This is a genomic window from Reichenbachiella sp. MSK19-1, assembly GCF_003590315.1.
GTDB lineage: Bacteria > Bacteroidota > Bacteroidia > Cytophagales > Cyclobacteriaceae > Reichenbachiella > Reichenbachiella agariperforans.
In genome coordinates this window covers 173,528-187,317 of the sequence record NZ_MIER01000016.1, presented here as the reverse complement: position 1 = coordinate 187,317, position 13,790 = coordinate 173,528, and the positions used below count along the sequence as shown (strand labels likewise).

The 13,790-nt window shown below is 43.1% G+C and carries 13 protein-coding genes; 3 read left to right on the top strand and 10 right to left on the bottom strand.

The features are described 5' to 3' along the window. Positions 1–139: 139 nt before the first annotated feature. From BGP76_RS13480 to BGP76_RS13455, 6 genes are all read right to left on the bottom strand, one after another. Positions 140–973: a type IV pili methyl-accepting chemotaxis transducer N-terminal domain-containing protein gene (locus BGP76_RS13480; RefSeq protein WP_119845083.1), complete on the bottom strand. Its 834-nt coding sequence runs from the start codon at positions 971–973 to the stop codon at positions 140–142. A 6-nt stretch (positions 974–979) separates the two neighbouring features. Beyond that, positions 980–1,807 carry an ABC transporter ATP-binding protein gene (locus BGP76_RS13475; protein WP_073123765.1) on the bottom strand — a complete coding sequence of 276 codons (828 nt, stop codon included), beginning with the start codon at positions 1,805–1,807 and terminating at the stop codon, positions 980–982. Positions 1,808–1,874: 67 nt separating this feature from the next. Beyond that, positions 1,875–2,759 carry an ABC transporter ATP-binding protein gene (locus BGP76_RS13470; RefSeq protein ID WP_073123767.1) on the bottom strand — a complete coding sequence of 295 codons (885 nt, stop codon included), beginning with the start codon at positions 2,757–2,759 and terminating at the stop codon, positions 1,875–1,877. 93 nt (positions 2,760–2,852) lie between these two features. After that, complete coding sequence (locus tag BGP76_RS13465; RefSeq protein WP_073123769.1) at positions 2,853–3,953, bottom strand: ABC transporter permease; 1,101 nt, start codon at positions 3,951–3,953, stop codon at positions 2,853–2,855. Between the two features lie 131 nt (positions 3,954–4,084). Then, positions 4,085–5,476 (bottom strand): CmpA/NrtA family ABC transporter substrate-binding protein, encoded by a 1,392-nt coding sequence (locus BGP76_RS13460; RefSeq protein ID WP_119845082.1) that lies wholly within the window; start codon positions 5,474–5,476, stop codon positions 4,085–4,087. Positions 5,477–5,496: 20 nt separating this feature from the next. Then, positions 5,497–6,774, bottom strand: a complete 1,278-nt coding sequence (locus BGP76_RS13455; protein ID WP_119845081.1) for an alginate export family protein — start codon at positions 6,772–6,774, stop codon at positions 5,497–5,499. Between the two features lie 305 nt (positions 6,775–7,079). Here BGP76_RS13455 and BGP76_RS13450 point away from each other — a divergent pair, with 305 nt between their 5' ends. Further along, on the top strand, positions 7,080–7,613 hold the full coding sequence (locus tag BGP76_RS13450; RefSeq protein ID WP_119845080.1) for a methyl-accepting chemotaxis protein: 534 nt from the start codon (positions 7,080–7,082) through the stop codon (positions 7,611–7,613). 49 nt (positions 7,614–7,662) lie between these two features. Here BGP76_RS13450 and BGP76_RS20555 read toward each other — a convergent pair whose 3' ends face one another. The 4 genes from BGP76_RS20555 to BGP76_RS13435 all read right to left on the bottom strand — a co-directional run bounded on the left by BGP76_RS20555 (position 7,663) and on the right by BGP76_RS13435 (position 11,805). After that, a complete protein-coding gene (locus BGP76_RS20555) occupies positions 7,663–8,046 on the bottom strand; it encodes an MFS transporter (protein WP_255416134.1) in 384 nt (127 codons plus the stop codon). Continuing rightward, the gene (locus tag BGP76_RS13445) at positions 7,991–9,154 is read right to left on the bottom strand and encodes a nitrate/nitrite transporter (RefSeq protein WP_255416133.1); all 1,164 of its coding nucleotides are present in this window, start codon (positions 9,152–9,154) and stop codon (positions 7,991–7,993) included. The genes BGP76_RS20555 and BGP76_RS13445 overlap by 56 nt, the downstream gene beginning before the upstream one ends. A gap of 93 nt (positions 9,155–9,247) precedes the next feature. After that, complete coding sequence (locus tag BGP76_RS13440; RefSeq protein WP_073123779.1) at positions 9,248–9,955, bottom strand: Crp/Fnr family transcriptional regulator; 708 nt, start codon at positions 9,953–9,955, stop codon at positions 9,248–9,250. A gap of 743 nt (positions 9,956–10,698) precedes the next feature. Beyond that, on the bottom strand, positions 10,699–11,805 hold the full coding sequence (locus BGP76_RS13435; RefSeq protein ID WP_119845079.1) for a DNA replication/repair protein RecF: 1,107 nt from the start codon (positions 11,803–11,805) through the stop codon (positions 10,699–10,701). Positions 11,806–11,914: 109 nt separating this feature from the next. On the opposite strand from BGP76_RS13435, the gene pdhA reads away from it, so the two are divergent. Beyond that, entirely contained in the window at positions 11,915–12,946 is a 1,032-nt protein-coding gene (gene pdhA / locus BGP76_RS13430) for a pyruvate dehydrogenase (acetyl-transferring) E1 component subunit alpha (protein ID WP_073123783.1), read from the top strand. A 74-nt stretch (positions 12,947–13,020) separates the two neighbouring features. Beyond that, the gene (locus tag BGP76_RS13425; protein WP_073123785.1) at positions 13,021–13,725 is read left to right on the top strand and encodes a tol-pal system YbgF family protein; all 705 of its coding nucleotides are present in this window, start codon (positions 13,021–13,023) and stop codon (positions 13,723–13,725) included. Positions 13,726–13,790: the final 65 nt, after the last annotated feature.

Here is a 13,790-nt window from a genome sequence, read left to right as displayed (position 1 = left end):
TTCTTTGACTCATTAAAATGCCTCTTGGCACGTGAGTTCCTGTTTTTACTACACATATGTAGAGGGCGCAAACGCACACAGCCGCTCTCTGCTGGGCAAAGGAGCGGCTGTTACACATACTTAATTGTCAGTGGCTAGATTACTCTTCGTTGGTAATGGTCTGTGCTTTTTTGAGGTTTTTGACTTTTGTTTTCAGTCTACTGTTTTCACTTTTGAGCTTTTTGATGGTTTCATTGGCTTCATTGATGAGGGTCTCGCCTTCCTGACTTTTACCTAAGTAGGAAATGGACTGTTGAACATATTCATGCAGATCCGAAATTTCTGATTCCTTTTTCTTGGCAGACTTAAACATAGGCCGAAAAATAAAGAATGCTTCCAGCATGATTAATACCAGTGCTACAGCCAGTAAGTAGTATTCAGAGGTGGAAAGCTCTTCTACTTTTTGATGAGCCAGCCTGTCATGCTCAAAGGTGATGTCGTTCATTAGCTGCAGAAAGTTTGCCTCATTGTCCGAGATTGTTTTGATGCTTTTCACTAGGGTATCTTTTTCAGAACCTCTAATACTACTAGAAAACCCTAGTGTCCTAATATTTCCTACCGCTCCGATGATAGAGTCATAGTAAGGTTGAATATTTGAAAACAAACTGATAAGTATCGGAGAAGCATTCATTTCTGAGACATCTATATTCGAATTGCCATGCTGTAAGGCATCATGAGACTCAGCCCATAGATCGGCAGCAGTGGTCAGTTCTAGTTTGACCGCATAGAAGTCTTCCCGTGTTTTGCAACTTTGTAATTTGAGCGCTGCTTTGGTGATTTTTTGACTGAGCATTCGCTGCCTTCCCGATATATTGATAATTCGAGAATCGGTTTTGCTGTCAGCGATGGCTTTTTGAATTAGTATTTGGCTCGCAACGATCGCGACAGTTAGTACACCCAAAAAGAGCAAATACTGCACGGATAGTTTTTTCATAATCGATTAATGGTTTAAAAAGTTCATCAAATAGCTCCTGTAGTCATAGTAGTCATCGTGCTCTAATACATGCACGCGATCTCTAGGTCTTTCGAATGGGATTCTCAGCTCATCTCCGATCTTGGCATAGGGGCCACTGGTCATCATGATGACACGGTCTGCCAAAAATATGGATTCATCCACGTCATGCGTGACCATGAGTGCGGTGATTTGTTCTTTTTGCCATACTTCTAGCAGGACATCTTGTAGCTCGCCTCTCGTGAGAGAATCCAGCATTCCAAAAGGTTCGTCAAGTAACAAAACTTTGGGTTTAAGTGCAAATGCTCGTGCTATACCGACTCGTTGTTGCATTCCCTGAGACAGTTCTATTGCTCTTTTATTCAGGTCATTGCCGAGCCCTACTTTGTCTAGGTAGTATTTACAAATATCTAATTTTTGTTTTTTGCTCGCATGAGGAAAAACTTGTTTCACGCCTATAAGTACATTTTGTAGTGCGGTCAGCCATGGGAATAGACTCGGGGACTGAAAAACGACCGCTCGGTCAGGTCCAGCTCCTCGAATTTCCTCTTGATCCACGAGGACTTTGCCAGCGCTGATCTCGTTGAGCCCAGCGATCATAGATAGTAGGGTGGATTTTCCACAGCCTGAGTGTCCGATGATGGATATGAATTCTCCTTTTTTGACGGTGAGTTGAAGGTCTGCGAGTACGGTGTAATCTCCCTTAGGCGTAGGGTAGATTTTGGTGATGTCCTGACAGACGAGCATGTCTGGTCGGAGGTCTTTGCCTTGACTATTCGCTTTTTGCTGTATTTTGTTTTTTTCTAAAACTTCCATGTGTACGTAGGTTTAGTCTGATAGTATCAGATATTCGATTTTTGTATGTGTGTAGTGAATCCGGCTATTAAAAGTACTTGACCTTTTCTTTCTCTTTCTTCTTGCCCCACTGTAGTCTGCCGGGCATGATGGGTTGCAGATCGGGGAGTTCTAGATCGACATGAGTTGTGGATTTTCGATTTGCTCCTACTTTGATGAGGTATTCGATCACCTCGTTTCGAAGATGTTTGTAAGCAGGATCTTTGTTGATCTCAGTAATGACTCGTGGTCTTTCGAAATCCACTTTGAACTCGGGCCCTAATGTAGCTTTCGGGCCAGGTTTTAGAGGAATGATGCGGTCGGCCATGACGATTCCTTCATCTACATCGTTGGTGATGAGCAGACAGGTTTTTTGGTCTTGACTCCATATATTAACGATTTCTTCCTGCAGTGTGCCACGCGTCAGGGCATCTAAAGCCGATAGTGGCTCATCCATGAGTAGCATGTCTGGGTTCATCGCTAGTGCTCGTGCGACGGAGACTCTCTGTCTCATCCCTCCAGATAGTTCGGCTGGTTTTTTGTCAATCGCATGGGAGAGGTGTACCATCTCTACATACTTCTCGATGCGTTCTTTCTTTTCGGCTCTGCTGGCGCTAGGGTAAGCCTCATCGATGGCCAGTTTGACGTTGTCTCGGACGCTGAGCCATGGGAGGAGAGAGTAGTTCTGGAATACTACTCCGCGATCTGGACCAGGCCCGAGTATGGGTTTTCCATTTAGGAGGACTTCTCCTTCATCAGGAAATAGGAGACCATTGACGAGGTTGATGAGGGTGGTTTTTCCACTGCCGGTGAACCCGACGATAGCTACGAACTCGCCCTCTTCTATGTGTAAGTTGATGTCTTTGAGTACTTCGACTTTGTCTTTGCCAGTGCCATAGGACTTACTGACGTTGTTTAGTTCTAAGAATGCCATGTCTGTTTTAGTTAATGGTTAAAAGAAAATAGTTAAGAGTGCTATCCAGTCGTAGTAGTGTATGTCTACTACCTTTTGCTGATTATTAACCAATTATGCGACTTCAGATTTGTCAAAGGACATGAACTTCTGGATGGTAAGCATGATTCGGTCCAGAGCAAACCCGATGATGCCGATGACGAACATCGCTACGATGATTTTGGCATTGGAGTCATTGGCGCCATTTTGGAATTCTTCCCAAACGAAGGAACCAAGACCAGGACTCTGAGCGAGTAGTTCAATCGCGATCAGTACCATCCATGCTACGGATAATGTGATTCTAAGACCTGTGAAAATCAGGGGGAAAGAAGCAGGTAAGATAACTTTGAAAATGTTTTTGCCTACCGATAGACGTAGGACTTTAGATACGTTCATAAAGTCTTTGTCTACGGTAGCGACTCCCATACTTGTATTGACCAAAGTGGCCCACATGGCACATAGCCCCACACTAATAAAGGAGATCATAAAGGATTTGTCAAGGTCTGGATCTGTGATAAGTGTTTTGATGATCATAAATACTAAAAGTAACCACACCACTGGAGAGACAGGTTTGAATATCTGTATCAGCCAGTTGAAGGAGGAGCGTAGGGTGCTGCTAAGTCCGATGATGATACCAATCGGAATCGCTATGAAGGCGGCAAGTAGAAAGCCTGCAAATACGGTCTTGATACTCGTTTTGATTTGATCTAAAAACGAAGGACGACCTGTGTACTGTATAGGGTCTTCACCTTTTTCAGCTCTTTTGGCATTGATTTTTTGTGTTTTTGCAGCGAACTCGTCTTTTTTGGCCGAGATGGCTCTGTGATCGTCGAGAAGGGAGAGATAGGCGCCCCATACTTGGGCAGGAGACGGGAGTGTGTTAGGTTGGCAGCTGACACTGCCCGCCTTGATGCATGCTTGCATAGCGATGGCTGCTTCTTCGCCTTGATCTTCTCTGGCTTTTTCTATTTTTCTAGTGGCTTCTTTGTTGAATAGGTAGTTCGCTCCACTGTGCCATATCCCTATGAATAGAATAATAGAGAACACCGGGAAGAGGGCTTTTTTGACAAAGTTGGTTGCGTTTTTTTTCGGTTCTTCGCCATTGATAAGGCGAATGAGTGGCTCTAGGAATCCAAGGCCGCAGAATCGGACTATTTTGATGAGCTTATCTTTCATGATGTAAAATTTAAGTATGTGTGTGCAATGGGTTGAATAGCGACAAAGGAGGTCGCGGGTGTCTAGGGATTATTGGGAGGAAAGAAAACCATGCGGTTTCCTTTCCGTCCGAATAACCTTTAAATCAAACTTTAATCTTTGTTGCCAATTTCGAAGCTATTGATATAACCGATTGGGTCTTTGCCGTCATAGCTGATGCCATCGATGAAGTCCGTGGTGGCAGGTTTGTAGCCATCTGTTTCGGGGATTTCTTCTTCAGTCAAGTAGCCCTCCTTGAGGAGGAGTTGTGCGGCTTGATTCCAGATGTCGGGCCTGTAGATGTCTTGGATCGTTTCGGAGTACCAGTTGGCAGGTTTTGATTCTGGAATCTGTCCCCATCTTCTCATTTGTGTCAAGAACCACGTTCCGTCAGAGTAGTATGGATAGGTGGCGTGGTATCTAAAGAAGACGTTGAAATCAGGCATAGAGCGTTTGTCTCCTTTTTCGAATTCAAACGTGCCCGTCATAGAGTTGGCGATCACGACCGAGTCTGCACCGACATACTCAGGCATGGATAAGATACCCACAGCCTCGGGTCTGTTTCCGGGTGTGTCGAGCCATTTGCCAGCTCTGATCAGTGCTTTGGTCACAGCGATGGCAGTATTCGGATACTTTTCGGTGAACTCTTTGGTCATCACGAACACTTTTTCTGGGTTGTTTTTCCAGATGTCTAGGTTGGTGGTGACAGGCACGCCGATTCCTTTGAATACTGCCTGTTGGTTCCACGGTTCGCCTACACAGTAGCCGTAGATGGTGCCTGCCTCGAGTGTAGCTGGCATCTGCGGTGGAGGTGTTACCGATAGCAATACGTCTGCATCTACCTGTCCTTGAATGTTGTCGGCAGTATAGTAGCCGGGCTTGATACCTGCAGCGGCCAACCAGTAGCGAATCTCATAATTGTGCGTCGATACGGGGAATACCATACCCATTTTGAAGGCTTTCCCATCCTTTTTGTATTCATCGATGACGGGAGCCAGAGCATCCGCTTTGATCGGGTGAATGGGTTTTCCTTCTGCATCGGCAGGGACATTGGCTTTCATTTTGGACCAGACATCATTGGATACTGTGATGCCGTTCCCGTTGAGATCCATCGAAAATGCTGTGACTAACTCTGCCTGACGGCCAAATCCAGCGCCTGCTGCGATGGGTTGACCAGCTAGCATATGTGAGCCATCTAACTGCCCGTCAATGACTCTGTCGAGTACATTTTTCCAGTTGGACTGTGCCTCGATCGTGACGAATAGTCCTTCATCTTCAAAATAGCCTAGTTCTTTGGCGATGGCCAATGGTGCCATGTCAGTGAGTTTGATAAAACCAAAGGTGAGTTCTGGCTTTTCTATGTCCAGCTGTACAGTTTGTGTGGTAGCGTCTGAGAATTGCTCAGTAGTCGTTTCAGTTTTTTTGCTTCCGCATTGACTCAGTAAGAACATGAGTGCCCCGAATGCACTGAGTCTAATGAAGAAGTTGTTGTATAGATTTTTCATGGTATGTCAGTTGTGATATGTTATATGAATTTTGGTTTGAAAATGAGTTGAACCCAAGCCCAGTTATTGATAGAAGCGGTTTCAGAGGTGATGCCTTTGACGGTTTCCATAGAGTCGGTGGCAAACATTTGCGAGTATCCAACTTTGAGCGTGCCTGATGCGCCAAGTTTTCGAACGTAGACGAGATCGACTTCTGTGCCGAGTCCTTTATCTATAGTCGCTCCTGCTCCGTCCATCACGTCAGCAGCAGTGAGGAAGTAGTGCAAGTGTCCGAGTAGTGCGCCTTTCCCAACTTTGAATTTGGTCTTTAAGTATATGTCTTGTAGTCCGCCGAGGTGGCCGTTGCCTACGTAGAAGTAGTCCATAAAACCGTATAGTGCGTGGTTGGTACCGAATAGTGGAGCGAATGCTGTTGTTTTTTCGCTACCGGTATCTTGCCCTGATAAATAGTCATAGCCTATCGTCAATGGTGTGATTGATGTTTTGGCTGTACCAGATAGGGAGAACATGTAAGCACTGAGGTCGCTTAGTCCCATTTTTCCGCCTTGATAGAATCCTTCTGCATTCAAGGTGAGGCCACCTAGTTTTTTCATCGCCATTAGTCCGTATGACTGTCTGTTGGCAACAGAATCTTCCAGTCCGTACTGACGAGCGTCGTTGATGAGGTAAAGCGAGAGACTTGCTGCGCTGAATTTCTTATTGAGGTAGGCATACTCCATGTGCTTGTAGTTACCTGTAGCGTGGTAGGGGCCATTGCCTGTGAATGATGGGTAATAAGTCCCCGTTAGTCGTACAGGTTCACCTCCAGTAGTTGGGTTTTGGTTGAATGCTCCACCTACGTGGATTTTGAGACCAAGCGTGTCTTCGTACATGAACAGGAGTGCGTCATGTCTTAACCCTTGCATGGCCCACTCTAATCCTCCGAACATTCGCTGGTTGTCGTAGGAGATGATCTGGCGTCCCATTTTCATGGATAGATTGGAGGTCATGTAGTAGCGTGCCCAGGCCTGAGAGATACCAAAGGATCCGCTGTAGTCTTTGTCTACGATCCCGTCCTCTCCCCACATCCGAACGTCCTGTAGGTCGACTTGTACTTCGAGATCTTCCATTTTGTAGTTGGCATATAGTCTTGTTCTTTGCTCTATGAAGAAGGCCGGGTCTTGCGATTCTAGGATGGGTCGTTTAAATCCATTTCTGTATTCTCCTCTAGCGTTGACTTCTCCAGAAAGGGAGAATTGAGCCTTAGCAGAAAAGCAACTGATGACCAGTGCTGTGATGATGAGGTATGCGTTTTTCATATTGGTTATGGTAATTTTCGTTTTGACTAAATTTTAACTGAACTAAGTATTAATACGTATTATTTTTACTTACTATGCAGCAAACATAGACTGAGAGTTTTCGCTGGGAAATGGGATATGACAGCCGAGAAAATATTTTTTATCCATGAAATGACATGCTATAAATCATTTATTTAAGGAAAATCGTCAAATAGAGCAAACTGGTTACATTTCGTTTCAAAATCTGAAGATTACGTAGAATTTGTATTTTTTAGGCTATATTTTCTAGAATTGCACATTAATAAGTAGTGATACGTAGATAAAATATGACGATTAAAGAGCATTTAAGTACGGTGATCAAGAGCATGAGTGACTTCTCTAGACAGACAAATATGGTTGCTATCAATGCTGCGATTCACGCAGGTAGGTTGGGAGGATCCGAAGGAGCTCCGTTCAGGGTTTTGGCAGGAGAGATACAAAATATGAGTGCACGATCGATCGATAAATTAGAGGAGCTGGATCGATTGGTTCATGATATCGGAGAGATGTCTGGCTTGATCAATCGTGCGGGACGTCAGAGGATGTTGTTGATGAAACTGCTCAATGCGCAACTGATGGAGAACGAAAAGATGACCAGAGAAACGGTCACTGCTTTTGAGGGTAACATTGAAGTCATTAGAAACTCGCGAATCAATTCAGCGCAATGTTTGCCAGTGTTGGATCGAGTGGATGCGTTGTGGCGTGACATGTTGGTTAGCTTGTCCGATCGCTCTGCTGAAATGTTGGCGAATCAGGTGGATAAGCTGATTGATCAAATCAATAAATTATTGTCCTACTACGAGGCGTTTTCTGGACAATAAAAAGGCCACTAGTCTTCTACCAGTGGCCTTGAATTTGAATAAGTAAAATTTAGTTTTTTGTTCTGTCAAAATCGGTGGACAACTGTGGTACTGCTTTGTCGGTCATCTTTTGAATCACACGGTGCATCCAGATTAGGCAGATCGCTGACAGTGCCAGCATCAGTATCCAACAACTCGACCAGAGTCCTGTCCATTCTAGCAGATAGCCAAAGATGATGGGACAGCAGAACCCACCGAGACCACCTAGTACCCCGACCATACCGCCGACTACCCCGACCTCATCAGGGAAGTAGTCCGGGATGTGCTTGTAGACCGCTGCTTTGCCTATTCCCCAGATAGACCCTAGCAGTATCGCTAGGCTGGCAAATATCCAAACGTTAGCCGTGAAAGTAGATGTGTGTTTTTCCTTCGGCGAGTAATTCTTTTTTGGCAATCTTATCGCCTACTTGTACGATAGGTTCTTGCCATGTTTCTTTTACAGGCCAAAAGTGAAATTCTTTCTCGGCATCTTTTAGTTTGTTTGTTTTTTTTTCTAGGTCATAGGTTTGTCCATCTATGGCTATGGACTGGCTGGATACTGCTGTGATGGTGCCGGATTTTTTAGCAGGAACACCTTTCCCTGTGGAGTAGATATCCATTTTGGGAAGTAGCAATGCTAGAGAGAGTATAAGTGTCCCGCCGAGTACACGATACATGATCGTACGTGCGCCGAATTTGTCAGAAAGCCATCCGCCAAAGGCTCGAATAATACCAGAAGGAAGACTAAAACAGGAAGCCAAAAAACCAGCCATAGCCAGGTCAAAGCCATAGACATTGGTATAATAGGGGACTAGCCAGCCAGCAAAAGATACAAAGCATCCGAAAACCAAAAAGTAGTATAAGCCAAATCTCCAAACACGGATGCTTTTGAGTGGTCGTAACAGTTCTCCGACGGATTTGGGACCAGCATTTGGTTTCTTGTTTTTCGTGGAGAGGAAAAATATGATTGCCATGATGATAAGACCCGCAGCGTATAGCTGGGGCATCACTCTCCATCCTTCTAGGTTGGTTTTGTCATCGGTGAGGTAGTCTAGGATATTAGGGCCAACCATCGTAGTGACTGCTGCGCCTGCATTTCCTGCTCCGAATATGCCTAGTGCGGTTCCTTGTTTTTCTTTTGGAAACCAAACCGAGCTATACGCAATCCCAATTGCGAAACTAGTACCTGCGAGACCAAAGCCTAAACTGCATAGTGCATAAGACCAAAAATCGTCAGCATAGGATAGTGAGAATAATGGGACGGCACAAACGAGTAGAAGTGTTGTGAATACGGGTTTGCCACCGAATTTATCTGTGAGTATGCCGGCAGGAAGTCTGAAAATTGCACCTGTTAATACTGGAATGCCTATTAACCATCCGATTTGTATTGCAGCGAATAGTTGATTGTCAACAAGGAATGTAACCAAGATACCATTGAGAAGCCAGGCGGCAAAACAAAAAGTAAAGGCCAGCGTGTTTAGAAAAAGTGTTTTGTTCGCTTGAGTGGATTGAAATTGTGACATTTAATATATACGTATTATTACGTGCAAATTAAATGCGTAATAGCTTTATATAATATGGTTTAAGACAAGCTAAAACATGTTAAATAACATGTTTTAGCTATCCAAGAAGAAGTTATGTTCTGATATTTCTTTTCGTAGCTGGTCTAAGTCTATGATACCAAGCCTTTTACCGCTTGCTCTTAGCAGATTCTCCTTTTTGAGGCTGGAGATTACGCGTATGACTTGTTCATCAGTAGTTCCTGCAAAATCTGCTATTTCTTTTCTAGAAAGCTGAATATTTAAGTAGTCGTTGCTCTGCCCGAATTTTCTATATATATATAGGAATGCATCAATAACTTTCTCCCTTACAGTCATTTGAGCAAATTTTCTGACTTTAGTTTCACTTCGATTGAGTTCTTCAGCATAGAACATCATAAAGTCGTAGGTCAGGTTGGGTAGCTTGTGGAGCATGTCCTGTAGCACGTCATTGGTAAAGTTGCAAAGGACCGTGTCCTCTAGTGCTACTGCATTGATCTGATAGGATTGACCAATACCAAAGCCTCTATGACCGATGATTTCTCCGTCTTTGGCGAAGCGAACAATCTGCTCACGCCCCTGAAAGCCTGTTTTAGCTACTTTTACCTTGCCATTGTAAACAAAGTACAGCCCGTGTACAGGAGCTCCTTCCAAGATAAACTGCTGTCCTTTTTTGCACTGTATAGTATGTTTTTGGGCAAGGTAATCTTCTATCCCTTCTCCATAGCTATTCCTTTTAATAATACAATCTAGGTTTTGGCACGTTTTACATGGTTCGTTCTTCATCGCTATTTAATTACGTATAACTACGTACAAATTAATATAAATACTGAGTCATCTGCAACTCTCTCGAACAAATGAGTAGAATATATTGCAGGAAATTACAAGGTCTCAGCCCAGAAAACATCCTGCAAAGTGTGATAGATTAAAGCAAAGGCCGTTTTTTAAGAAATTCGTTCATGCGTGAAAAATGATAGATAAGAGACTGACTTTATGAGATGTGACATTTACGGCTTGGTCTACTAATACTAAAGGGGGGGAAGAGCAAAAATACGCACTATGTGGTATTGCTACTTTAAATAAAACCGTAGAATTTTGTGAATAGATGTACTTAACGGGGCGTCTCAGCAGTATTTGATTCGACTAATATACCTAATACGTGGTATTGACTTAGGCTATAAATAGGTAGTCTTTTGAACCATGAATTATTGTGATTTTAATCTTTAACCAGAATCAATGCATTATGACTGTTCATAAAAAAGACCAAAGGAGTTACGGCAAGTTAATCTTGGTGCTAAGCATGTATATAATATTAATGGGAGTTCTAAAGTCGAATGTACTAGAAAAGCCAAAGAGTGCTATGGACAACCGTCTTACGGCATTGGATAGCAATTGGCAGACGGTAAGGTTTTGGTAGTTCTCATAGAGAAAGATAACCTTTTAACCTAACCGCCTATCTTAGTTTGAAGCACGAATGATAGGAGGTTTATGCCTGACTCTGATGAGTCAGGCTTTTTTGTGCTCAATTTTTAGGTCAATTCCGTCATCTGCGCAGCATCTATTTTGAATATTTTTAAGGTCTCAAATTTTTTTATGAGGAGATCCCTGGTTCGTTCTTCTCGTGCGTCGGTGATAAATATCTGACCAAACTTGTCTGAGGAAATGATATCTAGCAGTTTTTGAATTCGCTGATCATCCAGTTTATCAAATATGTCGTCTAGAAGAAGGATGGGGGTCAAATTCAGGTGGGCTTTGATAAATTCGAATTGTGCCAGTTTGAGTGAGATCAACGTAGATTTTTGTTGCCCTTGAGATCCAAATTTTTTGAGTGGCTTTCCGTTAATTTTTAAAATGAATTCATCACGGTGTGTGCCGACCAGTGTACGTAACATGATACGATCTTTGTCACGGCTCTCCATGAAGAGTTCTTTGAAATTTACTTCTAACGCCTTTGAACTATAGTCTATCGTGACATTTTCTTTTTGGTCGGCGAGTTCGTCATAGTTGTTTTGGAAATAGGGCTGATACTGTAGCAAGAAAGCTTTACGTTTTTCAGCGATCACTTTGCCAGCTTGGATTAATACAGCGTCATAGTTGTCGAGTAGCGTCGCATTGAACTGCCTAGTCTCTTTGAACTGCTTTAGAGCAGCGTTCCGCTGTTTTAGATGGTGGTTGTATTTGATGAGTACTTGTAGGTACTCCCGGTCGTACTGTGAGATAATACTGTCAAAGAACCGACGTCTCACCTCGTTGCTTTCACGGATCAGTTCATCATCGTTAGGCGCGATCATGACCACTGGATATTTGCCCATGTGCTGACTGAGCTTATCATATTCCTGCCCATCGACTTTAAAGGTTTTCTTCTCCTGAGCTTTTAGGCTACACTGTATTATGCTGAATTTGTTGTTGATTTTGAATTCCCCTTTGATGAGGAAGAAAGACTCTTCATGTCTTATGTTTTGACTATCTATGGTGTTGAAAGCGGACTTGGTCAACGATAAGTAGTAGATCGCGTCGAGAAGGTTGGTCTTTCCACTGCCATTGAGTCCGACGAAGCAATTGACATGTTCGCAAAAAACGGCCTCTTCTGCTAAATAGTTTTTAAAATTGCTGAGTTTGAGTGATTGAAGAAACATATATTCTTTGCTGAAGTGACGAAAATAACTAATTTCGCACTTCGCTAACCTAGTGTTTAAGTCTAACCTTGAAAATATTGCGTGTTTACGCTTTAAACCTTATTTAGAAATGGCAAGTGTAAAAGAAAAAAAGAATACCAGAGCAAAATCCAAAAGTGATTTTCCAAAGGAAACCTACATGGAGTGGTACGAGTCCATGTTGTTGATGAGAAAGTTTGAAGAGAAGGCGGGTCAGTTATATGGTCAGCAGAAAATCAAAGGTTTTTGTCACCTGTATATCGGCCAAGAGGCATGTGTAGCTGGAGCTGTTTCTGCATTAGAAAAAGGCGACAAGTATATCACTGCTTATCGAGACCACGCTCATCCTATGGCCTTAGGTTCTGATCCTAAAGCGATCATGGCGGAGCTATATGGCAAGGCGACAGGAATATCCAAAGGTAAAGGTGGATCTATGCACATGTTTGACAAAGAGAATGGATTCTTTGGTGGCCATGGTATCGTAGGTGGACAAGTGCCACTAGGAGCAGGGATCGCATTTGCCGAGCAGTACAATAACACTGGCAAACTATGTATGACCTACATGGGTGATGGCGCGGTTAGACAAGGTGCATTTCACGAAGCACTAAACATGGCAATGACTATGAAGCTGCCAGTTGTATTCTGTATCGAGAACAACGGGTATGCAATGGGTACTTCTGTAGCTAGAACGTCTAACGTAACAGGTCTAGATCAATTAGGTGCTTCATATGAGATGCCTTCTGAATCAGTAGACGGGATGTCAGTGATCGATGTGCACCATGCAGTAGATAGAGCTGCTAAGAGAGCTAGAGCAGGCGAAGGCCCAACATTGCTAGAGTTCAGAACCTATAGATATAAAGGACACTCAATGTCTGATCCTGCTAAGTACAGAACAAAAGAAGAGGTAGAGCAATACAAGCAGAGAGATCCAATTGAGCAGATTAGACAAGAGATTTTGGATCAAAAAATTGCAACAGAGAAAGATCTCGCAGCGATTGGTGACAAGATCAAGGAGATTGTGGCTGAGGCGGTTAAATTTGCCGAAGAGTCTGAGTACCCAACGGCAGAAAATGCTTATACGGATGTATATGCAGATGCTTCTTATCCATTCGTGGAGGTTTAATTAGACTTGAAAGACTAAACATGGCGGTAAATCAAATTCTTTACTAGATTTACTGCCTTGAATTTTAAATAAAGATGACAAAAAAGAGAAAAGACGCTGAGTCACACGGAAATGATTTGCTAGAGAGCCCAGAGGCACTTGCTGCGCAATTATCCAGAACTGAGCATTTCATAGAGAAGAATAAAACGCTCGTTTCTGTACTAGGAGGAGTGGTTGCTGTGATTATTATAGGTTTTCTTTTTGGACGTTACTATATAGAGAACCAAAATGAAAATGCACAGCGCGACATGTTTCAAGCGGTGTATTATTTCGAGGCAGATAGCTTAGGCTTGGCACTCAATGGTGATGGTAACAACTATGGTTTCTTGGAGATCATGGATTCCTACGGAATGACCGATGCGGCTAACTTGGCTAGCTACTATACAGGAGCGACGTATCTTAAGTTAGGGGATTATGACAATGCTTTGAAATACCTTAAAGAATTCAGTGCAGATGATTACCTGATTCAGTCTAGAGCGTATGCTTTGACAGGAGACGCTTACATGGAGCTAGGGAAGTTCTCAGATGCTGCAGGATTATACGAAAGAGCAGCGAACTATCAGGCCAACGATCAGTTTAGCCCTGTATATTTAGTCAAAGCAGCGATTGCCAATGAGAAAGCAGGTAGCAAATCTGATGCACTAGCTAACTATGAGACTATCGTTGAAAAGTATAGCGCCTCTACAGTATACCAAGATGCTGTGAAGCATGTGGCAAGACTAGAAGGTCTGCAAAACTAATAATAGAAAGATATTTTGAAGGAAAAGGGATGGATATTGATTCATCCCTTTTTTCTTTGCAAAAA

Bases quoted from the DNA above. Each gene is read 5' to 3' on its own strand.
- BGP76_RS13480 (WP_119845083.1), bottom strand. From the start codon at position 973: ATGAAAAAACTATCCGTGCAGTATTTGCTCTTTTTGGGTGTACTAACT.
- BGP76_RS13475 (WP_073123765.1), bottom strand. From the start codon at position 1,807: ATGGAAGTTTTAGAAAAAAACAAAATACAGCAAAAAGCGAATAGTCAA.
- BGP76_RS13470 (WP_073123767.1), bottom strand. From the start codon at position 2,759: ATGGCATTCTTAGAACTAAACAACGTCAGTAAGTCCTATGGCACTGGC.
- BGP76_RS13465 (WP_073123769.1), bottom strand. From the start codon at position 3,953: ATGAAAGATAAGCTCATCAAAATAGTCCGATTCTGCGGCCTTGGATTC.
- BGP76_RS13460 (WP_119845082.1), bottom strand. From the start codon at position 5,476: ATGAAAAATCTATACAACAACTTCTTCATTAGACTCAGTGCATTCGGG.
- BGP76_RS13455 (WP_119845081.1), bottom strand. From the start codon at position 6,774: ATGAAAAACGCATACCTCATCATCACAGCACTGGTCATCAGTTGCTTT.
- BGP76_RS13450 (WP_119845080.1), top strand. From the start codon at position 7,080: ATGACGATTAAAGAGCATTTAAGTACGGTGATCAAGAGCATGAGTGAC.
- BGP76_RS13445 (WP_255416133.1), bottom strand. From the start codon at position 9,154: ATGTCACAATTTCAATCCACTCAAGCGAACAAAACACTTTTTCTAAAC.
- BGP76_RS13440 (WP_073123779.1), bottom strand. From the start codon at position 9,955: ATGAAGAACGAACCATGTAAAACGTGCCAAAACCTAGATTGTATTATT.
- BGP76_RS13435 (WP_119845079.1), bottom strand. From the start codon at position 11,805: ATGTTTCTTCAATCACTCAAACTCAGCAATTTTAAAAACTATTTAGCA.
- pdhA (WP_073123783.1), top strand. From the start codon at position 11,915: ATGGCAAGTGTAAAAGAAAAAAAGAATACCAGAGCAAAATCCAAAAGT.
- BGP76_RS13425 (WP_073123785.1), top strand. From the start codon at position 13,021: ATGACAAAAAAGAGAAAAGACGCTGAGTCACACGGAAATGATTTGCTA.